This window comes from Microlunatus sp. GCM10028923 (assembly GCF_042666975.1).
Classification (GTDB): Bacteria; Actinomycetota; Actinomycetes; order Propionibacteriales; family Propionibacteriaceae; genus Microlunatus.
In genome coordinates this window covers 220,522-246,205 of record NZ_JBHTFF010000002.1, presented here as the reverse complement: position 1 = coordinate 246,205, position 25,684 = coordinate 220,522, and the positions used below count along the sequence as shown (strand labels likewise).

At 68.3% G+C, this 25,684-nt stretch carries 22 protein-coding genes and 1 tRNA gene; 20 read left to right on the top strand and 3 right to left on the bottom strand.

What is annotated here, in order from left to right; all coding sequences use genetic code 11:
• Positions 1-5 precede the first annotated feature (5 nt).
• Positions 6-1,103, bottom strand: a complete 1,098-nt coding sequence (locus ACFQU4_RS05300) for a glycoside hydrolase family 172 protein (RefSeq protein WP_377487792.1) — start codon at positions 1,101-1,103, stop codon at positions 6-8.
• Positions 1,104-1,324: 221 nt separating this feature from the next.
• Here ACFQU4_RS05300 and ACFQU4_RS05295 point away from each other — a divergent pair, with 221 nt between their 5' ends.
• The 10 genes from ACFQU4_RS05295 to ACFQU4_RS05250 all read left to right on the top strand — a co-directional run bounded on the left by ACFQU4_RS05295 (position 1,325) and on the right by ACFQU4_RS05250 (position 12,864).
• Positions 1,325-2,311: a LacI family DNA-binding transcriptional regulator gene (locus ACFQU4_RS05295; protein WP_377487790.1), complete on the top strand. Its 987-nt coding sequence runs from the start codon at positions 1,325-1,327 to the stop codon at positions 2,309-2,311.
• 123 nt (positions 2,312-2,434) lie between these two features.
• Positions 2,435-3,442 carry an NADP-dependent oxidoreductase gene (locus ACFQU4_RS05290; protein ID WP_377487788.1) on the top strand — a complete coding sequence of 336 codons (1,008 nt, stop codon included), beginning with the start codon at positions 2,435-2,437 and terminating at the stop codon, positions 3,440-3,442.
• A gap of 19 nt (positions 3,443-3,461) precedes the next feature.
• Positions 3,462-4,328, top strand: a complete 867-nt coding sequence (locus tag ACFQU4_RS05285) for an alpha/beta fold hydrolase (RefSeq protein ID WP_377487786.1) — start codon at positions 3,462-3,464, stop codon at positions 4,326-4,328.
• A gap of 36 nt (positions 4,329-4,364) precedes the next feature.
• Entirely contained in the window at positions 4,365-5,087 is a 723-nt protein-coding gene (locus tag ACFQU4_RS05280) for an SDR family oxidoreductase (RefSeq protein WP_377488760.1), read from the top strand.
• Positions 5,088-5,131: 44 nt separating this feature from the next.
• Entirely contained in the window at positions 5,132-5,743 is a 612-nt protein-coding gene (locus ACFQU4_RS05275; RefSeq protein WP_377487784.1) for a TetR/AcrR family transcriptional regulator, read from the top strand.
• A gap of 75 nt (positions 5,744-5,818) precedes the next feature.
• The gene (locus ACFQU4_RS05270) at positions 5,819-8,320 is read left to right on the top strand and encodes a GH116 family glycosyl-hydrolase (RefSeq protein ID WP_377487782.1); all 2,502 of its coding nucleotides are present in this window, start codon (positions 5,819-5,821) and stop codon (positions 8,318-8,320) included.
• Positions 8,321-8,353: 33 nt separating this feature from the next.
• On the top strand, positions 8,354-10,024 hold the full coding sequence (locus ACFQU4_RS05265; RefSeq protein WP_377487780.1) for a hypothetical protein: 1,671 nt from the start codon (positions 8,354-8,356) through the stop codon (positions 10,022-10,024).
• 139 nt (positions 10,025-10,163) lie between these two features.
• Entirely contained in the window at positions 10,164-11,522 is a 1,359-nt protein-coding gene (locus ACFQU4_RS05260; protein WP_377487778.1) for a hypothetical protein, read from the top strand.
• Positions 11,519-12,148 (top strand): hypothetical protein, encoded by a 630-nt coding sequence (locus ACFQU4_RS05255; protein ID WP_377487776.1) that lies wholly within the window; start codon positions 11,519-11,521, stop codon positions 12,146-12,148. Before ACFQU4_RS05260 ends, ACFQU4_RS05255 begins: the two co-directional genes overlap by 4 nt.
• Positions 12,145-12,864 (top strand): hypothetical protein, encoded by a 720-nt coding sequence (locus tag ACFQU4_RS05250; protein ID WP_377487774.1) that lies wholly within the window; start codon positions 12,145-12,147, stop codon positions 12,862-12,864. Before ACFQU4_RS05255 ends, ACFQU4_RS05250 begins: the two co-directional genes overlap by 4 nt.
• On the opposite strand, the gene ACFQU4_RS05245 is transcribed toward ACFQU4_RS05250, so the two are convergent.
• Positions 12,861-13,562, bottom strand: coding sequence for a hypothetical protein (locus ACFQU4_RS05245; RefSeq protein WP_377487772.1), 702 nt, complete (start codon positions 13,560-13,562; stop codon positions 12,861-12,863). The two genes, ACFQU4_RS05250 and ACFQU4_RS05245, sit on opposite strands and share 4 nt — an antisense overlap.
• Before the next feature lie 345 nt (positions 13,563-13,907).
• Here ACFQU4_RS05245 and gyrB point away from each other — a divergent pair, with 345 nt between their 5' ends.
• From gyrB to ACFQU4_RS05230, 3 genes are all read left to right on the top strand, one after another.
• The gene (gene gyrB / locus ACFQU4_RS05240) at positions 13,908-15,998 is read left to right on the top strand and encodes a DNA topoisomerase (ATP-hydrolyzing) subunit B (protein ID WP_377487770.1); all 2,091 of its coding nucleotides are present in this window, start codon (positions 13,908-13,910) and stop codon (positions 15,996-15,998) included.
• 80 nt (positions 15,999-16,078) lie between these two features.
• Positions 16,079-18,712, top strand: coding sequence for a DNA gyrase subunit A (gene gyrA / locus ACFQU4_RS05235; protein ID WP_377487768.1), 2,634 nt, complete (start codon positions 16,079-16,081; stop codon positions 18,710-18,712).
• 653 nt (positions 18,713-19,365) lie between these two features.
• A complete protein-coding gene (locus ACFQU4_RS05230) occupies positions 19,366-19,953 on the top strand; it encodes a DUF3566 domain-containing protein (RefSeq protein WP_377487766.1) in 588 nt (195 codons plus the stop codon).
• A gap of 96 nt (positions 19,954-20,049) precedes the next feature.
• Here ACFQU4_RS05230 and ACFQU4_RS05225 read toward each other — a convergent pair whose 3' ends face one another.
• Positions 20,050-20,865: a phytanoyl-CoA dioxygenase family protein gene (locus ACFQU4_RS05225; RefSeq protein WP_377487764.1), complete on the bottom strand. Its 816-nt coding sequence runs from the start codon at positions 20,863-20,865 to the stop codon at positions 20,050-20,052.
• Between the two features lie 71 nt (positions 20,866-20,936).
• Between ACFQU4_RS05225 and ACFQU4_RS05220 the strand changes: the two genes are divergently transcribed.
• The 7 genes from ACFQU4_RS05220 (at position 20,937) to ACFQU4_RS05190 (ending at position 25,672) form a co-directional block, all read left to right on the top strand.
• Entirely contained in the window at positions 20,937-21,749 is an 813-nt protein-coding gene (locus ACFQU4_RS05220) for a helix-turn-helix domain-containing protein (protein ID WP_377487762.1), read from the top strand.
• Between the two features lie 73 nt (positions 21,750-21,822).
• A tRNA-Ile gene (locus ACFQU4_RS05215) sits at positions 21,823-21,896 on the top strand.
• 93 nt (positions 21,897-21,989) lie between these two features.
• Positions 21,990-22,703 carry a VOC family protein gene (locus ACFQU4_RS05210; RefSeq protein WP_377487760.1) on the top strand — a complete coding sequence of 238 codons (714 nt, stop codon included), beginning with the start codon at positions 21,990-21,992 and terminating at the stop codon, positions 22,701-22,703.
• A 2-nt stretch (positions 22,704-22,705) separates the two neighbouring features.
• Complete coding sequence (locus ACFQU4_RS05205; RefSeq protein ID WP_377487758.1) at positions 22,706-23,179, top strand: GNAT family N-acetyltransferase; 474 nt, start codon at positions 22,706-22,708, stop codon at positions 23,177-23,179.
• A gap of 94 nt (positions 23,180-23,273) precedes the next feature.
• Positions 23,274-24,125: a hypothetical protein gene (locus ACFQU4_RS05200; protein WP_377487756.1), complete on the top strand. Its 852-nt coding sequence runs from the start codon at positions 23,274-23,276 to the stop codon at positions 24,123-24,125.
• Positions 24,118-24,546, top strand: coding sequence for a PIN domain-containing protein (locus tag ACFQU4_RS05195; protein ID WP_377487754.1), 429 nt, complete (start codon positions 24,118-24,120; stop codon positions 24,544-24,546). The genes ACFQU4_RS05200 and ACFQU4_RS05195 overlap by 8 nt, the downstream gene beginning before the upstream one ends.
• A gap of 169 nt (positions 24,547-24,715) precedes the next feature.
• On the top strand, positions 24,716-25,672 hold the full coding sequence (locus ACFQU4_RS05190; protein WP_377487752.1) for a hypothetical protein: 957 nt from the start codon (positions 24,716-24,718) through the stop codon (positions 25,670-25,672).
• Positions 25,673-25,684: the final 12 nt, after the last annotated feature.

The following is a 25,684-nucleotide window of genomic DNA, read 5'->3' as shown; positions in this document are numbered from 1 at the left end:
GACGGTCAGGCGTTGCCGGCCGGCGGATGACCGCTGCCGTCGTTGATCTCCATGGCGTCGAAGGTCGGTGCCGGTGGCCGGTTCGTCGACGGCCGGTCCAGGTAGAACCAGGCGGTCGAGGCGATGTCGTCGTGCAGCGGCAGGTAGCGCCAGCCGCTGTGCCAGCCGAGGGCCTGGATGTCGACCTTGCGCAACCCGGTCGAGAAGTGGATCGGGTCCGGTACGTGCCAGCGGTACATGCCGAACCGCTGCTGGCTCCGGTACAGACCGTCCGGCCGGATCACCTGCGGCATGCCGAGGTACGGGGTGCTGAAGGCCGCGTAGCCCTGGCCGGGCACGTCGAAGTTCCAGGCGCCGCCGAAGTAGTCCTCGGTGCCGGTGCCGCAGATGGTCGGGAACTCCTCGTCGTCGTCGAGGAAGAACTTGATCTCGCCCTCGCCCCACCAGCCCGGCGAGTTGACGCCCCAGGCCAGGTAGGTGCCGACGTAGTGCCCGCTGCCCTCGACCCCGTCGACCAGGACGTGCGTGGTCCGGTCCGGCAACGGATTGCTGCGCCGCCATTGGGCGTGCAGGTAGCCGGTGCCGTCCACGTCACCGCCCACCTCGTACGTCACCTGGTAGTAGACGATCAGCTCGGCGTCGGTCGTGTTCTCCAGCGTCAGCAGCGCGGACTTCCGGAACGGCATCGGCCAGTACGAGTTGAAGCCGCCGTTCGGATTCGCCGCGACCATGGCCGAGCTGACCTGGTCGAAGACGCCCCAGCCGCTGCAGAAGAAGTCGCCGTACGGGACCTCGATGGCGGGCTCGGCGGCACCGTCCCAGTAGGCACGCAAGATCAACTCCCGCCAGTGATCACGATGGGTGGTGATCCAGATGTGGGTGATCTTGCCGGCCTGGTCGATGTCGGCCAGGGTGAACGTCTCACCGGGCTTGATCGCCACACTCGGCGAGACCTTCCAGCCCTGACCAAGATCACGCGCGGCGCGCGCGCCGGTGCCCTCGGTCGCACGACCACCGCCACCGCGGGAGCCGTCGAAATTCTCGGGGCTGATCGAACGTGTTTCAACCTGTCGCAGCGAGGCGAGCGAGCCGAAGTGGGACACGTACTTCTCCTTGTTGTCGGGTCCGCAAATTCAAACACGCACGTGTAATCGATTTCAACGGCAGGGTGGCTGCCGGTAAAGTGCCCAGTGACCGAATAAGTGGGCACGGGCGATGAGGAATGCGGTGTTGTCGCCGCCCATCGGCGATACTGCGAGACAGCGATGGCGGAGCGGGACGGCGCCGCGTGCCGACGGGGTGAACCGAACCGGGAGGTCAGGGAATGGCGACGATCTTCGAAGTAGCCGCCCGTGCCGGGGTATCCCCGGCCACCGTGTCCCGGGTCTACAACGGCACTCCGGTCTCGGAGGAGAAGGCCCGGCTGGTCCGCCAGGCGGCCGAGGAACTCAACTTCGTGCCGAACCGGACCGCGCGGGCCCTGCGCCGGCAGGCGTCCGAGGTGATCGCCCTGATCATCCCCGACATCGAGAACCCGTACTTCACCTCGCTCGCCCGCGGGGTCGAGGACGTCGCCCAGGCAGCCGGCTACTCGGTAGTGCTCTGCAACAGCGATGACGATCCGGCCAAGGAAGCCACCTACGTCGACATCGCGGCGCTGGAGAACATGGCCGGCGTGATCATCGCCGCCGTGTCAGAGCAGCCGCGGATCGAGCGCATGACCGGCCGCGGCCGGCCGGTGGTGGCCGTCGACCGGCCGATCAACTACGACGTCGACGCGGTCGTGATGGCCAACCGGGACAGTGGTGAGGTCGCGGCCCGGTCACTGATCGAGGCCGGCTACACCCGGATCGCCTGCATCACCGGCCCCGAGGATGTCGGCACCGCTCGGGAACGGGCGGCCGGCTGGGCCGCCGTCGTCACCGAGCAGGGCCAGTTCGATGATCCCCTGGACTACCTGCGGCACGCCAACTTCCGGGTCGAGGGCGGCCGGGACACCATCGCCGAGCTGCTCGCCCTCGATCCCCCGCCGGATGCCGTCGTCGCCGCGAACAACCTGATGGGCGTGGGTGCCCTGCAGGTGCTCTCCGAGCGCGGCCTGACGCCGCCGAAGTTCGGCGTCGCCGTGATCGGCGACCTGCCCTTCACCACCCTCACCCCGAGCGCGATCACCCTGGTTCGGCTGCCGGCCCGGGAGATGGGCGTACGGGCGGCGAAGCTGCTGCTGGAACGGATCGGCGGGGACGCCGAACCGGCCCGCGAGGTCGTCCTCTCCCACAGCGTGGAGCCGGCGACCATCTCGCATCGCTGACGGCCGCCACTCGGGTTTCGCTCGCCATCATCTGCTCGCCAGGGCCTTGGCTTGACAAAAATACTGAGTAAGCTCAATATTGAGTTCAGTCAGATAATTGGTCGAGCGAGAGCGTGAGAGCCGATGCGAGCCTTCGTGGTCACCCAGTACAAGAGTCCGCTCGTGGCGGCGGAGGTTCCGGAGCCCGACGTCGGCGAGCACGACGTCCTGGTCCGGGTCGATGCGGCCGGGCTCAATGCGCTCGACGAGAAGATCCGGGCCGGCGAGTTCCGGCAGATCCTGCCCTACCGGTTGCCGCAGATCCTCGGCAACGACGTCGCCGGCACCGTGATCGGCCTCGGCGCGAAGGTGCGGGGCTTCCGGGTCGGCGACGAGATCTACGGTCGGCCCGACCAGCGCCGGATCGGTACGTTCGCGGACCGCATCGCGATCGCCGAGGACGACCTGGCCCTGCGGCCGGCGACGATCGGCATCGAGGAGGCGGCATCCCTGCCGCTGGTGGCGCTGACCGCCTGGCAGGCCCTCGTCGAGCGGGGCAACCTGCAACCTGGCCAACGGGTCCTCGTCCACGCCGGTGCCGGCGGGGTCGGCACGATCGCGATCCAACTCGCCAAGCACCTCGGCGCCACGGTCGCCACGACGGTCAGCGCAGGCAACGCCGACTTCGTCCGTGAGCTCGGGGCCGACGTCGTCATCGACTACCGCAGCCAGGACTTCGAAGAACTGCTGGACTCCTATGACCTGGTGCTGGACAGCCTCGGCGGGGAGAACCTCGAGAAGTCGCTCCGGGTGCTGCGACCGGGCGGCCGGGTGATCGGGATCGCGGGGCCGCCCGACCCCGCCTTCGCCCGCGAGCTCGGTGCGAACCCGCTGCTGCGGCTGGCGATGACCGTCCTCAGCGCCGGCGTCCGTCGCCGGGCCAGGCGGCTCGGCGTCAGCTATGAGTTCCTCTTCATGCGCGCCAGCGGTGATCAACTTCGCCGGATCGCCGGCCTGGTCGACTCCGGCGTCCTGCGCCCCGTCGTCGGACGGATCTACGACTTCGACCAGGCCGCCGAGGCCGTCCAGGACCTGGGCCGCGGCGGCATCCGCGGCAAGGCGGTCCTCAGCAAGCACGTCAGCCAACCATGATCAAGATCAGGAGCACACCATGACCATCCACAGGGATCCGCCGGGCGGAGTCAGCACCGCCTACCGGGATGCGCCGACCCGCACGCTCAAGGCCGACGGCGTTCGCTATGCGTACCGGGAGCTGGGGCCGCACGGCGGCGTCCCGGTCGTCTTCTTCGTCCACCTCGCCGCGAATCTGGACAACTGGGATCCCCGGATCATCGACGCGGTCGCCGCGCGGCACCACGTGATCACCTTCGACAACCGCGGCGTCGGAGCCTCCAGCGGCAAGGTTCCCGACAGTATCGAAGCGATGGCCGACGATGCCTACACCTTCATCGAGGCGCTCGGCTTCGACAAGATCGACATTGTCTCCTTCTCGCTCGGCGGTTTCATCGCACAGGACCTCGTGATCAAGCATCCCGGGCTCGTCCGCCGACTCGTCCTGACCGGCACCGGGCCGCGAGGGGGCCGGGACATCGACAAGGTCCCCGGCACCACGTACCTCGACCTGCTGCGCGGAGCGCTGGCCCGGTCGGATCCGAAGGAGTTCCTCTTCTTCAACCGCAACGCCACCGGGAAGGCCGCCGCGAAGGCGTTCCTGAACCGGCTCCAGGAACGTCGCGCCGACCGCGACACGAACGTCACGATCAGGGCGTTCCAGACCCAGCTCACGGCGATCAAGAAGTACGGTCGCTCGGCTCCGGCCGACCTGTCCATGATCACGCAGCCGACCTTGATCGCCAACGGCGACCACGACCGGATGGTGCCCTCGGTGCTCTCCGAGGACCTGCACCGCCGGATCGACGGCTCCGAACTGATCATCTACCCCGACTCCGGCCACGGCGGCGTCTTCCAGTACCACCACGAGTTCGCCACCGCAGCCGTCGACTTCCTCGACCGCTGACGGTTCCGCAACCAGGCCAACAGAGAGAACGTGATCATGTCCTTCCTCAACGGAGCAGTCGTCCTCGTCACTGGAGCCAACGGCGGCATCGGTACCCACTTCGTCCACCGGGCACTCGAGCGCGGCGCGGCGAAGGTCTACGCCACCGCCCGGAAGCCGCGTGCCTGGGACGACCCGCGCATCGTGCCGCTCCCGCTCGACGTGACCGATCCGGAGTCGATCGCCGCGGTCGTACCGGCGGCGTCGGACGTCACCGTGTTGATCAACAACGCCGGCGCCACACCGCCCACCGCCAGTCTGCTGGAGGTGACCGAGGAAGACCTCCGGGCCAACCTGGAGATCAACTTCTTCGGCCCGGTCCTGCTCGCCCGCGCGTTCGCCCCGATCCTTGCGGCGAACCCGCGGCCGCATCTGGTCGACGTGCACTCGATCGCGAGCTGGTACGCGTTCGGCGGTGCCTACAGCGCCTCGAAGGCGGCGGTCTGGTCCGCCACCAACTCGCTGCGGCTGGAGCTCGCGCCCCGTGGCGTCCACGTCACGGGGGTCCACATGGGCTATGTCGAAACTCCCATGGCCGCGCACGCCGCCGGACCGAAGCTGCAGCCGGCAGAGCTGGTGGCCCAGGTCTACGACGCGGTTGACGCCGGTGCCTACGAGGTCATCGGCGATCAACTCACGGCCCAGGTCAAGGCGGCCCTGAGCGGCCCGGTCGAAGGGCTCTATCCGGAGCTCCGCCAACTCGACGCCGTGGAAAACTAGCGGTCAGCACGAATCGGGCCCCCAGCAGGAGAAGGACGGCATCCATGCCAGTTGGATCGCGAGCGGTCGGTCGGCGCGAGCGGAACAAGCAGGAGAAGCTGGACCGGATCACCGCCGCCGCCCGGGAACTCTTCGCCGAGCGCGGCGTCGACGAGGTCACCACGCAGGAGATCGCCGACCGGGCCGACATCGGCGCGGGCACGCTGTTCCTCTACGCCAAGACCAAGGGCGAGCTCCTGCTCCTGGTCCAGAACGACAGCTACGCGGACGCACTCGAGCGGGGCCGGGCCAAGGCCGGCACCCTCACCGACCCGCTCGAGGCGGTGATGGCGATCGTCCGCCCGGTCGTCGAATGCAACCGCAAGCAGATCGACAACGGGCGCACCTACCTGCGCGAGATCGTCTTCGGCGACCCGGAGGAGCCGCACCACCGCGACGCCCTGGCGCTGACCGGGCAGACCGAGGAGGCCATGGCCGACGTGCTGGGTCGTGATCGGCGCCTCGGCGCCGAGCAGGCCCGGACCCTGGCTCACATCGTTTCCGCGATCATGTTCGTCAGCCTGGCGGCGACCCTCAACGCCGGCCGCTCGGTGGACGAGCTCGTCCAGGAGATCAGGGACCAGCTGGAAGTCCTGCTCCGACCGATCGGTGATTGACCCCTCGTACCGCGTGTCCCTCCCAGCGAGACCACGCCCTTGACGACTGAAATCGATTTCGACAATGCTGGGGGCGTGCCAACAGAGCAGCCAGCTGACCTTCACCTCGCTTCCACACATCCACTGGGCCCGGACGCGTCCGTAGCGGCCTTCCCGCTCGGCGGAATCGGTACCGGGAACGTCTCCATCGGGGCCCGCGGCGACTTCCGCGACTGGGAGTTGCAGAACAGTCCCGGCAAGGGCAACCTCCTTCCGTTCACGTTCTGCGCGATCGACGTACGGCCCGCCGACGGTGCCGCCGACGAGGCCGTGACCAAGGTGCTCGAGGCCCGGTTCCCCGGTCCGCACGAGGGTGAGGATGGGTACGGCTGGGGCCGGGTCGCGGGCCTGCCGCGGTTCGCGTCGGCCGAGATGCTGGGTCGCTATCCCCTGCTGGCGATCGACTTCGCCGACGACCGGGTTCCGGTCCGGCCGTCGCTCGAGGCCTTCACGCCGCTGGTGCCGCTCGACCCGGCGGAGTCAGGTCTGCCGACGGCGGTCCTGCGCTACCGGGTGCACAACCCGACCGACCGGGCCCAGCAGGTCACCCTCGCCCTGTCGCTGGCCAGCCCGGTCGGCATGGACGGGTGGCGGCACAACGGCTTCCCCACTTATCCGACCGCGCCGAGCGTGGACTACCGCGAGGCCGACGGGATCCGCGGACTCACCTTCACGGCGGCCGGCCCGACCGACGCGTTCGGGTACGGCACCGCGACGCTGACCACCCTCCACGACGACGTCTCGGTGAAGCCGCAGTGGCTGGCCGGCCACTGGTCCGACGGCGTCCAGGCGTTCTGGAACGACCTCACCGACGACGGCCGGCTGGAGGCCGAGACCAAGGAGAGCTACGACGACCAGCCGCCCACCGGAGGCGCCCGGATCGGCAGCCTCGCGCTGCATCGCACGCTGGCTCCGGGCGAGACCGGCGACTTCGAGTTCGTGCTGTCCTGGCACGTGCCGAACCGGCACCGGGCCTGGGACGCCGGCGGCGAGCTCTACGACCAGGTGGTGCTGAACCACTACGCGACCCGATTCACCGACGCCTGGGCGGTGGCCGGTCACGTACACGAGCACCTGCCGGTCCTCGAGGCGAGCACCCGTGGCTTCACGGACGCGCTGTTCGACTCGACGCTGCCGGCCGAGGTGATCGACGCCGCCGCGGCCAGCCTGTCGGTGGCGCGCAGCACGACCTGTTTCATGATCGACAACGGGACGCCGGAGGGCCAGTTCCTGGCCTGGGAGGGCAGCTTCGACCGCGACGGCAGCTGCCTGGGCACCTGCACCCACGTGTGGAACTACGCCCAGACGCTCGCCTACGTGTTCCCGAGTCTGGAGCGCAGCGCCCGGCGCAACGAGTTCCTCACCGAGACCGACGAGGGCGGCCGGATGCACTTCCGCAGCCAGCGGGTGTTCGGCGGCAGCAAGCCCTGGGACTTCGCCCACCCGGCGGTCGACGGTCAGCTCGGCACCGTGCTCCGGATGTATCGGGAGTGGCGCTTCAGCGGTGATGATCAATTCCTGACCGACCTCTGGCCCAAGGTTGCCGAAGCGGTCGATTTCGCCTTCGGCTATTGGGATCCGGACGGCGACCTGATCTTGGAGTCGGTGCAGCACAACACGTACGACATCGAGTTCTACGGGCCGAACCCGCTCGGCAGCGTGATGTTCTACGGAGCCCTCCGGGCCGCAGCCGGGATGGCCGAGAAGGTCGGCGACCAAGATCGCGCCAAGCGCTACGCCGATGCCGCGAGCACCGGCGCGAAGGCGATGGACGAGCTGCTCTACAACGGCGAGTTCTATGTCCAGAAGCTCGACGACGTTGACGCCTACCGCTACCAGTTCGGGATCGGGGTGCTCTCCGATCAACTGCTCGGCCAGTTCCTGGCGCACCTCGCCGGTCTCGGTCACCTGCTCGACCAAGATCATGTCCGGTCCGCGATCAAGGCCGTGTACGACCACAACTTCCGGTCCGATCTCTCGGAGCACGTCAGCGTCCAGCGGACGTACGCGCTGAACGACGAGGCCGGTTTGATCTTGTGTTCCTGGCCGGACGGCGGCCGTCCCAAGCTCCCGTTCGTCTACAGCGACGAGGTGTGGACCGGCATCGAGTACCAGGTCGCCGCACATTTGATCTTCGAAGGCTTCGTCGACGAGGGGCTGACCCTCACCCGTGCGGTACGGCAGCGGTTCACCGGCCGCAACCGCAATCCGTGGAACGAGGCGGAGTGTGGCAACCACTACGCCCGCTCGATGGCCAGCTGGGCGTTGATCATCGCCTGCTCCGGCTTCGACTGGGACGCCGGCACCCGCCGGCTCGCCTTCGCCCCGGTCGTCGGCGATCAGGAGCAGCCGTTCCGTACCCTCTTCACCACCGGCACTGCCCAGGGCCGGGTCACCATCACCGGCGAGAGCGCCGAGCTGACCGTGGACCACGGCAGCCTCGACGTGGCCGAGCTGGTGATCAACAACCGGAGCTTCATCCCGGATGATCAAGGTCCGGTTCCGGCCGGACGCACGGTCCGCTTCACCGCGGCCTGAAGATCAACGGCAGATTCGACAAGGAGATCAACGATGTCAGCGAACACCAGCTATGCGGTCCCGGCGCCGCTCGACCGACCCGCGGCGGCGCCCAACACCGCCTACCTGATCGCCAGCGGTGATCTTCGCGAATCCGCCAACACCGCCGGCTGGCCGATCCAGCAGCAGCTCGAGGCCGGGGTCGTCGAGGCGTTCAAGAGCCAGGGCTGGACAGTGGTCCGGGCCAACCCGGTCGACCCGGTGACCGGGCACGGCTTCATCAGCAGCCAGCGGATGGGCCTGGAGGTGTTCAAGCAGATCCCAGTGGACGCGCCGTTGATCGTGGCCGAGGCGGTCTGGCAGTACAGCCACCACGTGCTGGCCGGCCTGCGGACCCATCAGGGCCCGATCCTCACCGTGGCGAACTTCGCCGGCGACTGGCCCGGCCTGGTCGGGCTGCTCGGCCTGAACGCCGGCTTGACCAAGATGGACAAGCCGTACAGCACGATCTGGAGCGTCGACTTCTCCGACGACCACTTCACCGGCGCGATCGCGGAGTGGGTGAAGAACGGGACGATCACCCACGACAGCGGCCATGTGCACCCGGTGACCGGGTTCGCCGAGGGTCCGGAGAAGGTGCTCGGCGAGGCGCTGGCCGACCAGCTGGCGGTGGAGAAGGCGATCATCGGCGTCTTCGACGAGGGCTGCATGGGCATGTACAACGCGATCTTCGACGACGAACTGCTGAACCAGCTCGGCATCTACAAGGAACGCCTCTCGCAGAGCGCTCTCTACGCCGAGATGCTCAAGGTCGACGACGCCGAGGCCGACCAGATCGGCGCCTGGCTGACCGGCAAGGGGATGACGTTCAAGCTCGGTACCGACGAGAAGACGGAACTGACCGAGGCGCAGCTGCGCTGGCAGTACAAGATGTACATCGCCGCGCTGCGGATCGCCGACGACTTCGGCTGCGACGCGATCGGCATCCAGTACCAGCAGGGCCTGAAGGACCTGGTCCCGGCCAGCGACCTGGTCGAGGGCCTGCTGAACAACGTCGACCGGCCGCCGGTGACCACCCGCGACGGTTCCCGGGTGATCGCCGACGGCGCGGCGTTCCCGCACTTCAACGAGGCCGACGAGGGCGTCGCGGTGGACACCCTGGTGACGAACCGGATCTGGACGGCGATGGGCCTGGATCCGGCGAACACTTTGCACGACGTCCGCTGGGGCGAGGACTACGACGGCCAGTTCGTCTGGGTGTACGAAATCTCCGGCTCGGTCCCGGCCTCCCACCTGGGCGGCTACGACAAGGCCGAGGGGTGGCGCCAGCAGCCGGTCTTCTTCCCGGCCGGCGGCAGCACGATCAACGGCGTCTCGAAGCCCGGCGAGATCGTTTGGTCCCGGGTCTACATCGCCGACGGCCGGCTCCAGGTCGACCTCGGCCGGGCCAGCGTGGTCGAGCTGCCGGCGGAAGAGACCGAGCGGCGCAAGCAGGCGACCAACCCGGAGTGGCCGATCATGCACGTCGTGCTGCACGGCGTCAGCCGGGACCAGTTCATGGCCCGGCACAAGGCGAACCACGCCCAGGTCGCGTACGCCCCGGACGCCGACACCGCCGACCGCGCCCTGGTCGCGAAGGCGGCCCTGTTCGCCCGGCTCGGGCTGCCGGTGCACGTCTGCGGAGATCTCGGGGAGGTCGGCCGGTCGCTGATCCAGGCCGGCTGAGGCTCACACCACGCGCACCTGGGCCTGTCGATGGGTCTGCGGGTCCCCTCGACAGGTTCAGGACGCGTCGGAGGTCCGCTCCGAGACACCGGGGCGTGTGATGCGCGGTGACCGTCGACCCGAATAGGATGCGTGGGCGATGAACCCGCTCAGCCAACTCTGGACCGATATCCGGATCCTGATCGTGGACACGATCAAGGTCTGGTGGCGGCTGTTTCCCCAGTTGGCGGTCATCTACCTGCTCGGCTGGCTGGGATTCCAGGTCGCGCTCAAGTTCGCCGCCTTCGTGGAGGGCCAGAACGTCTGGCTGACCATCGCGATCTTCTCGTTCGGCTTCCTGACCAAGCTGGTCCCGATCGTGCTGATGCTGCGGTTGGCCGGCCGCGAGCTCGGAATCCGGGAGATGATCCCGGAGGAGGACAACAAGCAGGACGACCGGGACAACTCGATCACCCACCTGCTCGCCGTCACCCTGCTCCCGTTCATGGGCATCTACGCGGCGTTCGGCCAGCTCAACGACGCCGCCAACGAGCTGTGGATCAATCAGATGGTCCGCAACAGCGCGCTCGGCAGCGACACGGTGCTCAACCACCTGGCCAACATCGCCAACGACCAGCCGCTGCTGATGCTGGCCGTCGTCGTCGGCGCCTACGTGGTCCGCCGCGGCGTGGACCTGCTGCACGACAAGACCGGCTGGCGGGTGCTGGGCATCGGCGTCGCGCTGCTCGAGGCCTTCTTCATGCTGGTCGTCGTCTTCGGTGGCATCCGGCTGATCCAGCAGATCATCAACTGGGTGATGAGCCGAGCGTTCGTCGGCTGGCTGGCGACGGCGCGGGACGCGATCCGGGACGTGCTGGCCCTGCTGCCGTTCCGGGTGCCGGAGCTGATCGACCAGCTGGTGCGGTTCTACCTGGACAACGTCTGGCCGTCGTTCTGGGAGGTGGTCAGCCAGCCGATCATCTGGCTCGCCGTCGCCGCCCTCGTCTTCGGCACCCACGTCATGTCCGTCGCCGAACTCTGGCGGAGCCGGCGACCGCTGGCCAGCCGTCTGCGCGGCGCGACGTCGTTCGACGACCGCGGCGACCGGCGCCGGCTCCGCGGCATCAAGCCCCCGTCGGCGCCCGTGCAGCGGTTCTTCGTCGAGTTCAAGGAAGCCGTGCTCGGCGACATCGACGACAAGTACCTGCCGACGATCAACTCGGTCCGGCTGATCCTGCGGGCCGGCGTGATCTTCCTCGGCGCGTACGTGATCGTGTACGCGATCCACCAGATCCTGAACAACTACCTCCGGCTCCTGGTCAAGGGCATCGTCGGCGGTCACGACATCGACTTCTGGGTGCCGTTCGACCCGCTCCTGGACCTGATCTACAACCTGCCCTTCGAGCCGCTCCGGATGTGCCTGCTCGCGGTCGCGTTCCGCCGCTGCCTGGAACTGTTCCGGGCCCGCGCCCACCCGACCGACCGGCTCCCGGCCCCGGCACCCCAGGTGGTGGCATGACGACGACCTCACCGCCCTCCAGCCAGGAGCGGATCCGGCTCCGCAACCAGCGGCTGCAGCGATCGAAGCTGCTCGCCGTGGTGGCCGTCGTCGCCTGCATCCTGGTCGCGACCATCGGGACCCGGCTCAGCGACCCGGAGAAGGAGTTCCGGGTGATTCCCGGAAAGCTGGACGAGAAGGTCATGATCAACGGCGCCGAACTGACGGTGAGCGACGTCCGGGTCGGCCAGATCCTCATCCAGGATGAGGCGATCGAGGCCAAGGCCACCGGCATCTTCGTCCAGATCCAGATCGATCTGGCGAACCCGACCGGCACCGACAAGGCGATCCTGGGCCACTCCCGGCTGCTCTCCGGTGACCGGGTCTACAAGACGTACAGCTCCCTGAACAACATCGGAGCCGAACCGGGCTACGGCGAGACGACCGACTTCCTCTACGAGGTCGACCCGGCCGCGATCGACGACCTGACCCTGGAGATCTGGACCCAGGGCTTCCTGTTCGGCTACCACGACCGGGTCCGGGTCCACCTGGGCATCACCCCGGAGAACGCCGACCGGTGGCGCGAGGCCGCCCAGGGCGGGATGCTCACCGAGCGACGGATCTCGGCCTCGAGGGTGCTCCAGTGAGTACGCCGGAGCACGGGCCGCAGCAGCCGGGCGACTGGCACCTGCACGACCGCCGGCCGCAGGCTCCCGTACCGCAGAACCCCGTACCCCAGAACCACGGGCCGGCCCCCGAGCCCTGGTCGCAGCCTCAGCAGGAACAGGCCGTGTCGGGCCGGCGCCCGCTGACGGCACGCGGCCGCTCCTGGCTGATGCTCGTCACCGTCGGCTGCCTGGTCCTGATGTATCTGGTCATCTGGCTCTGGTACTCCGACACCCACATGCACGACCGGTTCGTCCAGCTGCCGCCCGGCCAGCCGTCGGAGCCCACGGTCAACAAGGCGCAGTACCGGGTGCACCAGATGTTCGTCACCGAGCGGTTCGAGAACCCGGACTACGCCGACCAGCCGTACGTCGCCGAGGCCGGCACGGTGTTCGTGGCGGCGGAGATCGAGATCCTGCGGGTCGAGGAGGGCGAGCACTTCTACTGCCAGGCCAACCTCGCCGTGAAGGGGAACCGGCAGCTGGAGCCGCGGTCGGAGGTCTACCTCGATCACCTGAAGGACAGCAAGGTCCCGGTCGACTGCAAGTCCGACGAGATCAAGGTCGGGGTGCCGTACCGGTTCGTCGAGATCTACACGGTGCCGAAGCAGTTCGCCGACGAGATCTTCGGCATCGCCGTCCAGTACACCGGCTACGGCGCACCGTTCCAGGTGGTGCAGCCGCCGCTCCCCCGCTAGGAGTCCTTCTTCTCCGGCAGCACGGTGATCGGCAGGTCGTAGCGGAACACGTACCGGGTGTTCTTCCAGCCCTTCTCGCCGGTGTCCAGGAGGAGCGCGTTGCCCTCCTCGAGGCGGTGCACGGCGAACAGGATCTTGTCGGTCGGCTGGTAGTGCTCGCTGAACTGGAACATGACCTGGTACGGAACCGGCGGCAGGCCGGGCGTGAGATTGGACGGATGGTTCCCGACCTCACCGGTGCCGATCTCGGAGTCGCCCGCGTCGGGCTCCTCGACGGTCTTCGGATCCTTCGCCGCGAACATCGTGTTGCTCGGCGAGATGGCCTCGTCGCCGGTGGTCCGGGCCGTGCCCAGGACGACGACCTCCCAGGACACCTTCCCGTCGCTGTCGGTGGTCTTCTGCGCGGTGGCCTTGCTGAACACGAACTCGTACGGGCCGGACTCGATGGCCTGCCCCGGCTGCACCCGTTCGTCGGTGTCGGTCCGCACCTTGAAGCCGCCGAGTGCCCAGATGCCGACGAAGAGGAGCGCGATGACCAGGACGACGAGGAGGGCGCGGACCGGACCCGGCAGTCGGCGCTGCTCCTCGGGCTCCGGCTCAGGCGGTCCCCATTCGGTCGCGACCGGCGTCTCGTCCAGCCGCGGCGCCTGGAAGGCGGGCGGCCCTGGGATCCCGGGCGGGGATTGCTGCTCCGACACGCGCAGCAGTGTAATGGCGGGCGGTCCGACGAGGCTCGGCACGGGCTCGGGCGTGATTCGCTGAAACGGCCTCAGAACGCCGTGGAGGGATCGGGCGTGTACGGGGACTGTCACCCACACCTGCAAATCGGGCAGATCCGCCTCCGGCAGTCTGTGGATGGCCATCTGAGGTCGAGACCCGGCCGCTGTGGAAGCGGAACCGCGCGGAAAAGCGCTAGGATGGAGAGGACAAGTTCTACGGTTCCGCTGCGGCTTCGTCAGTCGGATCCGAAGTGTTTGACCGCGCCGTCCGCACGGGGTCCGAGCGCCCCACGCCCGTGGACGGCGCCTGTGTGACAGGAGCCTATGCGCGTGACCGATCACGAGACCGTGACGCCCGACCAGAATCCCGATGGCACCGACCAGGCCAACGGAGCAACACCGGATCTCTCCCAGGTCCAGATCCCGGTCTCCGATCTCGAACCGGCCCCCGGACTCGGCGTCCCCGGTGACTACGACTCCGAGTCGATCACCGTACTGGAAGGCCTCGAGGCCGTCCGTAAACGCCCCGGCATGTACATCGGCTCGACCGGCGAGCGCGGCCTGCACCACCTGGTCACCGAGATCGTCGACAACTCGGTCGACGAGGCGATGGCCGGCTTCGGCAAGGAGATCGACGTCCGGATCCTGGCCAACGGCGGGATCCAGGTGTCCGACAACGCGCGGGGCATCCCGGTCAAGGAGCACCCGACGGAGAAGATGCCGGCGGTGACGCTGATCCTCACCGTGCTGCACGCCGGCGGCAAGTTCGGCCAGGGCGGCTACAAGGTGTCCGGCGGTTTGCACGGCGTCGGCGCCTCGGTGGTGAACGCGCTGTCGCAGAAGTTCGAGGTCGAGGTGAAGCGGGACGGCTACCGGTGGACCCAGTCCTTCACGCTGGGCGTGCCGGACGGGCCGCTGGAGCAGCACGAGGCGACCGAGGAGACCGGCACCACGACCCGGTTCTGGGCCTCGGAGGACATCTTCGAGACGACGACGTACAACTTCGACACCCTGGCCACCCGGTTCCGGGAGATGGCGTTCCTCAACAAGGGTCTGCAGATCAACATCACCGACGAGCGGCCGGACCGGCTCGACGAGGACGGCAAGAAGTTCTCCGACAGCTTCCGGTACGACGAGGGCCTGATCGACTACGTGCGCTACCTGACCGGCAGCAAGGAGCCGGTGCACACCTCGGTGATCGCCCTGGAATCGGAGCGGCCGGAGCAGGGCCTCGGGCTCGAGGTCGCGCTGCAGTGGAACACCTCGTACCAGCCGTCGGTGCACACGTTCGCCAACGCGATCAACACGCATGAGGGTGGCACCCACGAGGAGGGCTTCCGGGCCGCGCTCACGTACACGGCGAACAAGTGGGGCGAGAACTGGGGCATGATCAAGAAGCCGGAGGACAAGCTGTCCGGCGACGACATCCGCGAGGGCCTCACGGCGATCATCTCGATCAAGCTCGAGGAGCCGCAGTTCGAGGGCCAGACCAAGACCAAGCTCGGCAACACCGAGGCCCGGTCCTTCGTCCAGCAGGCGGTGAACTCCGCGCTCGGTGACTGGATGGAGCAGAACCCGGCCGAGGGGAAGATGATCATCCGCAAGGGCCAGGCCGCGGCGATCGCCCGGATCGCGGCCCGCAAGGCGCGCGAGGCGGCTCGCAACCGCAAGGGTCTGCTCGGCGGCGGCGGGCTGCCGGGCAAGCTGAGCGACTGCCAGTCGACCAATCCGGAGGAGTGCGAGGTCTTCATCGTCGAGGGTGACTCGGCGGGCGGCTCGGCCAAGGGCGGCCGCGATCCGCGGATCCAGGCGATCCTGCCGATCCGCGGAAAGATCTTGAACGTGGAGAAGGCCCGGATCGACAAGATCCTGCAGAACAACGAGGTCCAGGCGATCATCTCCGCCCTCGGCACCGGTGTGCACGAGGACTTCGACATCGACAAGCTCCGCTATCACAAGATCATCATGATGGCCGACGCCGACGTCGACGGTGCCCACATCCGGACGCTGCTGCTGACGCTGATGTTCCGGTTCATGAAGCCGTTGATCGAAGCCGGCCACGTCTACCTGGCCCAGCCGCCGCTGTTCCGGATCCGGTGGACCAACTCGCCGCACGAGCTGGCCTACTCCGATGCGGAGCGGGATGCGCTGCTCAGGGTGGGGGTCGAGGAGAACAAGAAGCTGCCGGCCCCGAACAACAACCCGATCCAGCGCTACAAGGGTCTGGGCGAGATGGATGCGGGCGACCTCTGGCTGACCACGATGGACCCGGACAACCGGATCCTGCTCCAGGTCACGCTGGACGACGCGGCCCGCGCGGACGAGATGTTCTCGATCTTGATGGGTGAGGACGTCGAGCAGCGCCGGGTGTTCATCCAGCGCAATGCCAAGGACGTCCGGTTCCTCGACATCTGACCCTTTTCCGTACGTGCCCTGAGCTTCCTTCGACAGGCTCAGGACACGTGTCGCAACAGAAATGATCATGGAGTGACTGAATGAGCGACATCGCACCGCCGGCGGACCGTCGGGAGCCCGTCGATCTGCAGGAGGAGATCCAGAAGTCCTACCTCGATTACGCGATGAGCGTGATCGTCGGACGGGCTCTGCCGGATGTCCGGGACGGACTGAAGCCGGTGCACCGGCGGATCCTCTACGCCATGTACGACGGCGGTTACCGGCCCGACCGGGGCTGGAACAAGTGCGCTCGCGTGGTCGGCGAGGTGATGGGTCAGTACCACCCGCACGGTGACAGCGCGATCTACGACAGCCTGGTCCGATTGGCCCAGCCGTGGGTGATGCGGGCGCCGCTGGTCCAGGGTCAGGGCAACTTCGGGTCGCCGGGCAACGACCCCGCGGCGGCGATGCGCTACACCGAGTGCAAGATGGCGCCGCTGGCCATGGAGATGGTCCGCGACATCACCGAGAACACGGTCGACTTCAAGCCGAACTACGACGGCAAGGAGCAGGAGCCGGTCGTCCTGCCGAGCCGGTTCCCGAACGTCCTGGTCAACCCCTCGCCGGGGATCGCGGTCGGGATGGCGACGAACATCCCGCCGCACAACCTGCGCGAGGTCGCCGCCGCGGTCCAGTGGTACCTGGAGCATCCGCAGGCGACCGACGAGGAGCTGCTGGACGCCGCGATCGAGCGGATCCCCGGCCCGGACTTCCCGAACGGCGCGCTGATCGTCGGCCGGGAGGGCATCGAGAACGCGTACCGGACCGGTCGCGGTTCGATCACCATGCGGGCCGTGGTCGACATCGAAGAGGACAAGTCCGGCCGGGCCATGCTGGTCGTCACCGAGCTGCCGCACATGGTCAACCCGGACAACCTCGCGGTCAAGATCGCCGACCTCGTCAACGCCGGCCGGGTGACCGGCATCGCCGACATCCGCGACGACACCTCGACCCGGACCGGGCAGCGGCTGGTGATCGTCCTCAAGCGGGACGCGCAGCCGCGGGTGGTGCTGAACAACCTCTACAAGCACACCCAGCTGCAGGACAACTTCGGCTGCAACATGCTGGCGCTGGTCGACGACGTGCCGCGGACCCTGCGGCTGGACCAGTTCATCTCCTACTGGGTGGCCCACCAGATCGAGGTCATCCAGCGCCGTACCCAGCACCGGCTGGACCAGGCGGAGAAGGACGCCCACATCTACCGCGGCCTGGTCAAGGCGCTGGACGCGCTGGACGAGGTGATCGCCCTGATCCGGCGCAGCCCGAGCACGGACGAGGCGCGGGACGGCCTGATGGACCTGCTGGAGATCGACGAGGTCCAGGCCGTCGCGATCCTGGACATGCAGCTGCGCCGGCTGGCCGCCCTGGAACGGCAGCGGATCATCGACCGGCTGGCCGAGATCGAGACCCGGATCGCCGACCTCAAGGACATCCTGGCCAAGCCCGAGCGGCAGCGTCAGATCGTCGGCGACGAACTGACCGAGATCGTCGACAAGTACGGCGACGACCGGCGCACCCAGATCATCGCGGCCGACGGCGATCTCGGCGCCGAGGACCTGATCCCGGACTCCGACGTCGTGGTGACGATCACCCGCGGCGGGTACGCCAAGCGGACCAACACCGACCAGTACCGGGTGCAGAAGCGTGGCGGCAAGGGCGTCCGGGGCGCGTCGCTGCGGGTGGACGACGAGGTCGACCACCTGTTCGCGACCACCAACCACCACTGGATCCTGTTCTTCACCAACAAGGGCCGGGTCTACCGGTCGAAGGTGTGGATGCTGCCGGAGGCGGGCCGGGACGCGAAGGGCGGGCACGTCGCCGGGCTGCTGTCCTTCCTTCCGGACGAGGAGATCGCCCAGGTGCTGGCGATCCGGGACTACCAGGCGTATCCGTACCTGCTGCTGGCGACCAAGCACGGACTGGTCAAGAAGACCGTTCTGTCCGCGTACGACTCACCGCGGCAGGCCGGCGTGATCGCGATCAACTTCCGCGAGGAGGACGACGAGCTGATCGGCGCCGAGCCGTGCGGACCGACCGACGACGTGCTGCTGATCTCCCGCAAGGGGCAGTCGATCCGGTTCGCGGCCAGCGACGAGCAGCTGCGGCCGATGGGCCGGGCCACCTCGGGTGTCACCGGAATGAAGTTCCGCGCCGGCGACGAAGTGCTCTCGATGACCACCATTCGGGAACAGGCCGAGGAGGACGATCTGTTCGTCTTCACCGTCACGGACGGCGGATTTGCGAAGCGGACTAAGGTCTCCGAATACCGTCAACAGGGCCGCGGCGGATTGGGTATCAAGGCCATGAAGCTGGCCGAAGATCGCGGATCTTTGGTCGGAGGGCTGGTTGTAACGGACAATGACGAGGTGATCGCCATCAAGGCCAGTGGTCAGATCACCCGGAGTGCGGTGGCTGAAGTGCCGGTCAAGGGCCGGGACACCATGGGTGTGAAGTTCGTTGGCGTACGCGAGGGGGATTCGGTGGCGGTCATTGCGCTGAATCCTGAGACAACAGCAGAAGCGGCCGAACTGGACGCAGAGTCCGCGGACGCCGACGATCAGACGGCAGTGGGCGAATCGCAGGACGTGTCCCCCGAGGCCGTGACAAACACCCCGCAAGCAACGGATGCTGGTGACGAACCAGAAGCCGGCGGGGCTGAGGAGGATGAGACGTGAGCGAAGCCAACCGGAGCCAGATTCCCCGTGAGGGAATCCCTCCTCGGGGTGCGGGACCCGGTGGAGGTGAGAGCCCGGCTAACGCCGCTCGGGGTCAGAACAGTGCCGGATCACCCAACCGGACCGGTCGAGTAGCGACCGGACCGCGGCCGGCCACCGGTCCGCGCCCGGTGCCGGCTCCGGGGCAGCCGTCCCCGAACGGGAACGGCAACGGCAACGGGGTGAACGGCAACTACGGCCGGAACGGGTCCGGTCAGGCCGGCCGTCCCGGCGCTCCGCGGCAGGGGGGTCCGCAGCCGGGTTCGGCGCAGTCTCCGCAGCCGCGACCGGCTCCGGCGCGTCAGCCGGCGCCGCAACCAGGTGCCTCCAAGGAGTCGCTGCGGAACAAGCTCGGCCTCGGTCAGAAGGCTCAGCCGGGTGGTGCGGGCGCACCGCGACCGGCCGCCGGTTCGCCGTCCTCCGGCGGCACTCCGGCTCCGGCTCCTCGTCAGCCGACGGCTCGGACCGGTGGAGCGGGTGCCGGCGCTGCCGGTGGTGCTGGTGCGGCTGCGGCTGCTGCTGGAACGCGGCAGCCCGGTACGCCCGCCGCTCGGGCGAACCAGCCCGGCGTCACGCGGCCGGGTCAGCAGGGTGTCCGGCCGCCGCAGAGCCCGGTGGCGCGGACCGGTCAGCCTGACCCGTCCCGGCCCGGCACGGCCAAGGTGGACCCCGGTCGCCCCGGCACCGGGCCCGCGACGCAGGTCCGGACCGCTGAGACGCTCAACGTGGGTTCGCCGGTGCGGCCCGTCGGCACCGCGGCTTCGGCCGGTTCGCCGAACGAGCGGTCCCGTACCGAGCTGGGCCTGCCGCCGAAGGCCGGTCAGGCCCGCCGGACCCGCAAGGCGCGGCTCCGGCTGTCCCGGCTCGACCCGTGGTCGGTCATGAAGACGTCGTTCCTGTTCTCGATCTCGGCCGGCATCGTGCTGGTGGTCGCCGTGTACGCGATCTGGACCGTGCTGCAGGGCTCCGGCCTCTTCGAGTCGGTCAACCTGATGATCGGGTCGGTCACCGATGCGCCGAACGACAGCACGCCGTTCCGGATCGAGGAGTACGTCAACACGGCGAAGGTGATGGGGGTCGCGGCGCTGATCGCCTGCGTCGACGTGGTCATCCTGACCGCGCTGGCCACGCTCGGCTCGTTCCTCTACAACCTCGCCGCCACCATGCTCGGCGGCCTCGAGGTCACCCTCGCCGAGGACTGATCCGCAACGCTGCCTGAGCTTGTCGAAGGCAAGCCCGAACAAATCGAAGCGCCCTGAGCCAGAAGGCCCAGGGCGTCTCGCTTTCGTACGTGAAGGTCAGTGTCCTTCGGCCATTCCCCAGCCGACCCCGCACGGCCCGCCCGCGGCCGACTCGTCGATCCACACCTCGTCGCCGCCCGGCGTCAGCAGCGGCTGGTAGAACGTCGCGATCTCCACGCTCGCCTGCGGGATGTAGTGGAAGATCAACGACCGGCGGAACCGGTCCGAGCTGCTGTTGGCCAGCGACCCGTGCACCGTGCTGCCGTGGAAGAAGAGCACGTCACCGGCCCGCATCTCGGTCTGTACGGTGCTCAGGCCCGGCGGGATCGACACCTGGACGGCGGAGAACGACTCGTTCAGGTCGGCCGGCTCCGGGCACTCGAGGTCGTACACGTGGGATCCGGGCACCACCATCAGTCCGCCGTTCTCGGCGTCGCAGTCGTCGACCGCGATCCAGGCGGCGAGGCAGGTCTCCGGGTGGGCCTGCAGAAACATGTTGTCCTGGTGCAGCGCCTGGCCACGGGCGGTCGGCGGCTTGAAGTAGAACATCGACTGGGCGGCGAAGGTCGGGCCGAGCAGTCGCTGCACCCGTTGCATCAGCCGGGGGTCCAGCATCCAGGACCGGGCCAGCCGCCCGACCTCGAGATCGGGCCGCCGGTGCGGCTGGACGAACCGCGGATAGCGGGCCAGCGGATCGTCCACCGGCACCCCGTCGTCGTGCCCGATCGAGTTGTCCCGCTCCACCTGGTCGGTGAACGCGACCTTGATCGTTTCGATCTCCTCAGCGGTGAGCAGCCCCGGAACGTGAACCACTCCATTGCGGCGGTAGGCGTCGACCAGGTCGGCGTCCTGATCAAGCAAGATATGTGACATAAAACTGATCATCGGGTTCGATCTCGTACCGAGCCATGGAACGGACGGCCGACTTCATGGAAGATCGTGCTGTGGGCATCACGCGGGTCGAGTCGCATACGCCGCAGGTCGACGCGGTCGAGGCCGGTCACCTGTCGGAGGGGGCGGACTACGCGACCTACCGCAGCCGCGGCACCACCGACTGGCTGCTGATCCAGACCCTGGGCGGAGCCGGCCGGTTCGGCGTCGGGACGACCGAGGTGATCGTGCACCCGGACTCGGTCGCCCTGTTGCGGCCCGGAACCGTGCACGACTACGGCTCACACCATGATCACTGGGAACTCCTCTTCGCCCACTTCCACCCGCGCGCCGAGTGGCTGGCCCTGCTGGACTGGCCCGAAGCGGCCCCCGGCCTGCGCGTCCTCGACCTCTCCCCCACGCTGACCGGCCGGGTCGCCGACGCCCTGTCGCTGGCGGCCCGGAACTCGCTCAGCGGTCTCGCCCGCGGCCGCCTGTTCGCCGTCAACGCGCTCGAGCTGGCGCTGCTCTGGTGCGACACCCAGAACCCCGCCGAGGGCCGGATGGACGACCGCGTCCTCGCCGTGATCGAACACGTCGGACGCCACCTCACCGATCCGCTGACCATCGCCGACCTGGCCGCCGTCGCCAACCTCTCCGCCTCCCGGCTCGGTCACCTCTTTGCGGAGCAGGTCGGCAGCAGCCCCCAACAGTACGTCCAGGCCCGCCGGATCGACCTGGCCAAGCAACTCCTCGATCTGACCACCCGCCCGATCGCCGAGATCGCCGCCGAAGTCGGCTACCCCGACCCGCTCTACTTCTCCACCCGCTTCCGCCGCCAGGTCGGTCTCAGCCCGTCCGCGTACCGGCTCCGAGACGGCCGCTGAGATACCGATTTGAGCAAGGTCTCCGGAAGGACTAATCTGTCCGTTCGTGCCCACTCGGGCACTCCGCAGTCGCGGGCCTATAGCTCAGACGGTTAGAGCGCTGCCCTGATAAGGCAGAGGTCAGTGGTTCAAGTCCACTTAGGCCCACCCCGGAACCCCTGACGGTTCCAGCTTCGCCCTTCATGATCATCAACCCTGAAACGGGTCGCCACCGCGACGAGTTCAACCTAGGGTTCAGGCATGGTTCTGTGGCTGGAAGCAGTGAGCTTCGACGTGGCGGATGCGCCCTCGGTGGCGGCGTTCTGGGCCGGGTTGCTCGAACGGGACGTCGTGACGGATCCCGGCGGCGTCCTGGTGCCCGGTGACGATACGCAGGTCGGGCTTCGCTTCGTCAGTTCCGCAAACGAACGGGTCGGCCGGTCGAAACTGCATCTGCACCTGACCAGCAGCAGCGCGGAGGACCAGCAGCGAACGGTCGAGGCGGCGCTTCGGCTGGGCGGGCGCCATCTTGATGTGGGCCAAGGGCCCGACGAACCCTTTGTCGTGTTGGCCGACCCGGGCGAGAACGAACTGTGTGTGATCGAGGCGGGGAACAACTACCTGGCCGGCACCGGTCGCCTCGGCGAGGTCACCTGTGACGGGACCCGGGAGGTCGGTCTGTTCTGGCGCGACGCGCTGGGCTGGCCGCTGGTCTTGAACGACGGCGACCAGACGGCGGTTCAGTCGCCGCTCGGCGGGACCAAGATCTCCTGGGACGCCTGGGGTGTTCAGAAGGTCGAAGCCGGGAGCGAAAGGACCTGGCAGCGCTTCGAGCTGGTGACCGCCGACGTCGCCGGTGAGTCGGAGCGACTGGTCTCGCTCGGCGCGACCCGGCTGTCCGATTCGGCGGACGGAGTCGCGCTGGCCGACCCGGACGGCTACGAGTTCAGGCTTCGTCCCGGCACCCAGCGCTGATCTTGACGGCCCCACTGATTCGGCTGGCCAGTTCTGACGACGCCCCACACCTGGCCGCGCTGCGTCGCAGCTACGGAACGGAGCGTCATCCCGGGTCCGACCCGGACCCCGACTTCGAGCGCCGGTTCTCCGAGTGGCACGACCAGACACAGGACTCGTGCGTGACCTGGCTGGCCGTTGCCGAGACACAACCCGTCGGCATCCTCAGCATGTTCGTGTTCCCCCGAATGCCGATGCCGGGCCGCGAGGTCGGGAGGCTGGCCTACCTCAGCCTCCTGTACGTCACGCCGGACCACCGGAACCACGGCCTGGGCCGGCAACTTCTCGATGTCGCCTTCGCCTACTCGTACGCGAACGACATCTTCAAGATCCTGCTCCGGCCAACTGACCAGGCTCTCGCCCTGTACCAACGAGCCGGCTTCCGCTTCGCCGACCAGTACCTGGTCTGGAGCAGTGCCGATCAGGCTCGCGCCTGACCTTGCGGCGCCCCTACCGTCGCCGGTGTCGGAGCGGCGCCCTAAGGTCGAGGACGATGATCACGGTGCTGTTCCACGGAGGAGTTGGCGGGAGATGACGCGCGAGTTCGAGATCCGTCTCCTCGGGCATCCGAGCCGGGTCGGCACCTTGCTGGCGAGCGATGCGCTGGCGTTGATCAAGGCGTTCAAGGAGCTGACCTATCGGCTCACCCGAGCGGTCGCCGAACGGCCCGGGCTGGGCCGCACCGACGCTGCCCTGGAGCGGCTCGGCACCGTACGGGTCGCGTTGGCGGAGAGCAGCCCGCGCGTGATCTTCGTCGTCGGCGACGAGGCCGCTCTCGATCTTGAAGATCCGATCAGTACCGGGGTGGACGAGGCGTTCTGGGAGCTGGCCGAGGGGATCCGGCTGAACAGCCGGCCGGGGCTCGTCTCCGATTCGGTGGCGGACGCTGTTGATCAACTCGTCGTGGCGCTCAGCAAGGCCGCGAAGGGAGCCGAGCTCACGGTGCCCGGGCACGGCCGGGTCGAGGTGAGGACGAACCTGCTCAGTCGCGATCCCTGGCGGCGACAGATTCCAGGCGGCACCGGCGAGTCCGGCATCCACGGCGTCCTGGAAATGGTCGACCTGCGGACGGCGCGGTTCCGGCTCCGCGACGCGGCCCAGAACGGGATCGACCTGATCGACGTACGGAATGCCGAGGTGGCCGCCCACCTGGTCGGCGAGGCCGTCACCGCGACAGGGGTCCTGGCGCTCGGCCGAGGTACGGGTCATCATCGGATGGAGCAGGCCGTCATCGCGGAACGGCTTGACCTTGATCAAAGTCTGGGCGGCCCGGCAGATTCGTTGGGCGAACTCGTCCAGGCCGCGGCCAGGAAGCCCGCCCCGCCGCCGATGGAGCTGGCACCCGAGGAACTGGACGACTTCCTGGCGGCCCTCGATGGCTGACGAGTTCGTTCTGCTCGACACCGACGTCTGGAGCCGCGTCGTCCTCGGCCGTCGGGACTCGGATCCCGAGGTCGTGACCTGGCGGCGGATGCTGGTCGGAAAGCAACCGGTGATCGCCGCCCAGACCGAGGCCGAGCTGCGGTTCCTGCCGCGGGCGAACCGGTGGAGTGACGAGAGCACGGAACGGTTCACGGCTCATCTCGAGGCCACGCCGACCGTGCCGGTCACCGCCGAGGTGATCATCGCCTGGGCGGACCTCCGGGCGAACTGTCGAGCCCGAGGGCATGGCCTGGCCGACAAGGCGCACGTGGACGACGCCTGGGTCGCGGCCACCGCCCTGGCCCACGATCTGCCGCTGCTGTCCGGCGACCAGCTCTATCGTGGGCTCCCCGAACTGCGGCTCCTGAAGGCCGAGGACTAGGGCGACGAGAGGTCGGATCGGACCTCCGCTCGGAGACGGTCTGCTGAGCCACAGGTGAACCTCAGGGAAACCTTGGCGGCAACGTCTGCGACGTAGCAGAAGCTGTGTCAGGCTCAACGCCGGCAGGCGCTCGGGCCTGCCGCTCTTCATCACTCGAGGTAGGTCGTTCATGAGGCTTTTCGTCCGGCTGCTCGTTCCGCTGATCGTCGTCGGCGCGGTGCTCGCGCCGACCGCGGCGCACGCCAATCCGTCCGGTGCCCCCGTCGTGGTCGGGCAACTGTGGGACGGCTACGTCGACGGCCAGCCGAACACCGCGCTGCCGCTGAGCGTGATCGATCAGCCGTCCGGCCTCGGTGCCAGCCGGGTCAATCCTGATGTGCTCTACGTACAGAGCGAGAAGGATCGGCAGACCATGATCGCGGTGTCCGAGCACGACGGCGAGGTGCTCGGGAAGTACACGGTGCCGATCCCGAACGTGTACGACTGGGAGGACATGGCCGTCGGCCCCTGCCCGGCCGGCAGCTGCGTCTTCGCGGGCGACATCGGCACCAACAGCGGGTACGCGGAGAAGCCGGACAACATCATGTCCGTGGTACGGGTCCGCGAGCCGGACCTGGCGTCCGGGCAGACCAGCGGCACCCTCACCGGCGACTACTTCCCGTACGTCTACCCCGACGGCCGCCGGCCCGACGCCGAGGCGCTCGCGGTGCACCCGGTCACCGGCGAGATCTACGTGATCTTGAAGACCAGCAGCGGAACCAGCCCGGTCTACAAGTTCCCCGACCCGCTGCCGGAGCCGGGTGTGATCAGCACGCTGATCAAGGTCGCCGACCTCACCCTGCCGATCATCGACGGCAAGGCGAACTCGGCCCAGGTCACCGCCGCGGCGTTCCATCCGCGCAAGAACCGGCTGCTGATCCGGACCTACACGAAGGTCTACGAGTTCCGCTCCGAACGCCAGTCCTGGTTGCCGTTCACGGGCGAGCGGGTGGAGCTGACCGACACGGTCGAGACCCAGGGCGAGGCGATCGAGTACGAGGCCGACGGCACCTCGTACTTCACGCTGTCGGAGAAGGTCGCCCCGCCGTACACCCTGAAACGCGTCGACCTGAGCCACCGCGGCTGACTCCGCGGTGGT

Excerpts from the sequence above, each read along its gene's own strand:
- ACFQU4_RS05295 (WP_377487790.1), top strand. The coding sequence starts at position 1,325 with ATGGCGACGATCTTCGAAGTAGCCGCCCGTGCCGGGGTATCCCCGGCC.
- ACFQU4_RS05290 (WP_377487788.1), top strand. The coding sequence starts at position 2,435 with ATGCGAGCCTTCGTGGTCACCCAGTACAAGAGTCCGCTCGTGGCGGCG.
- ACFQU4_RS05285 (WP_377487786.1), top strand. The coding sequence starts at position 3,462 with ATGACCATCCACAGGGATCCGCCGGGCGGAGTCAGCACCGCCTACCGG.
- ACFQU4_RS05280 (WP_377488760.1), top strand. The coding sequence starts at position 4,365 with ATGTCCTTCCTCAACGGAGCAGTCGTCCTCGTCACTGGAGCCAACGGC.
- ACFQU4_RS05275 (WP_377487784.1), top strand. The coding sequence starts at position 5,132 with ATGCCAGTTGGATCGCGAGCGGTCGGTCGGCGCGAGCGGAACAAGCAG.
- ACFQU4_RS05265 (WP_377487780.1), top strand. The coding sequence starts at position 8,354 with ATGTCAGCGAACACCAGCTATGCGGTCCCGGCGCCGCTCGACCGACCC.
- ACFQU4_RS05260 (WP_377487778.1), top strand. The coding sequence starts at position 10,164 with ATGAACCCGCTCAGCCAACTCTGGACCGATATCCGGATCCTGATCGTG.
- ACFQU4_RS05255 (WP_377487776.1), top strand. The coding sequence starts at position 11,519 with ATGACGACGACCTCACCGCCCTCCAGCCAGGAGCGGATCCGGCTCCGC.
- gyrB (WP_377487770.1), top strand. The coding sequence starts at position 13,908 with ATGCGCGTGACCGATCACGAGACCGTGACGCCCGACCAGAATCCCGAT.
- gyrA (WP_377487768.1), top strand. The coding sequence starts at position 16,079 with ATGAGCGACATCGCACCGCCGGCGGACCGTCGGGAGCCCGTCGATCTG.
- ACFQU4_RS05225 (WP_377487764.1), bottom strand. The coding sequence starts at position 20,865 with ATGTCACATATCTTGCTTGATCAGGACGCCGACCTGGTCGACGCCTAC.
- ACFQU4_RS05210 (WP_377487760.1), top strand. The coding sequence starts at position 21,990 with ATGGTTCTGTGGCTGGAAGCAGTGAGCTTCGACGTGGCGGATGCGCCC.
- ACFQU4_RS05200 (WP_377487756.1), top strand. The coding sequence starts at position 23,274 with ATGACGCGCGAGTTCGAGATCCGTCTCCTCGGGCATCCGAGCCGGGTC.
- ACFQU4_RS05195 (WP_377487754.1), top strand. The coding sequence starts at position 24,118 with ATGGCTGACGAGTTCGTTCTGCTCGACACCGACGTCTGGAGCCGCGTC.
- ACFQU4_RS05190 (WP_377487752.1), top strand. The coding sequence starts at position 24,716 with ATGAGGCTTTTCGTCCGGCTGCTCGTTCCGCTGATCGTCGTCGGCGCG.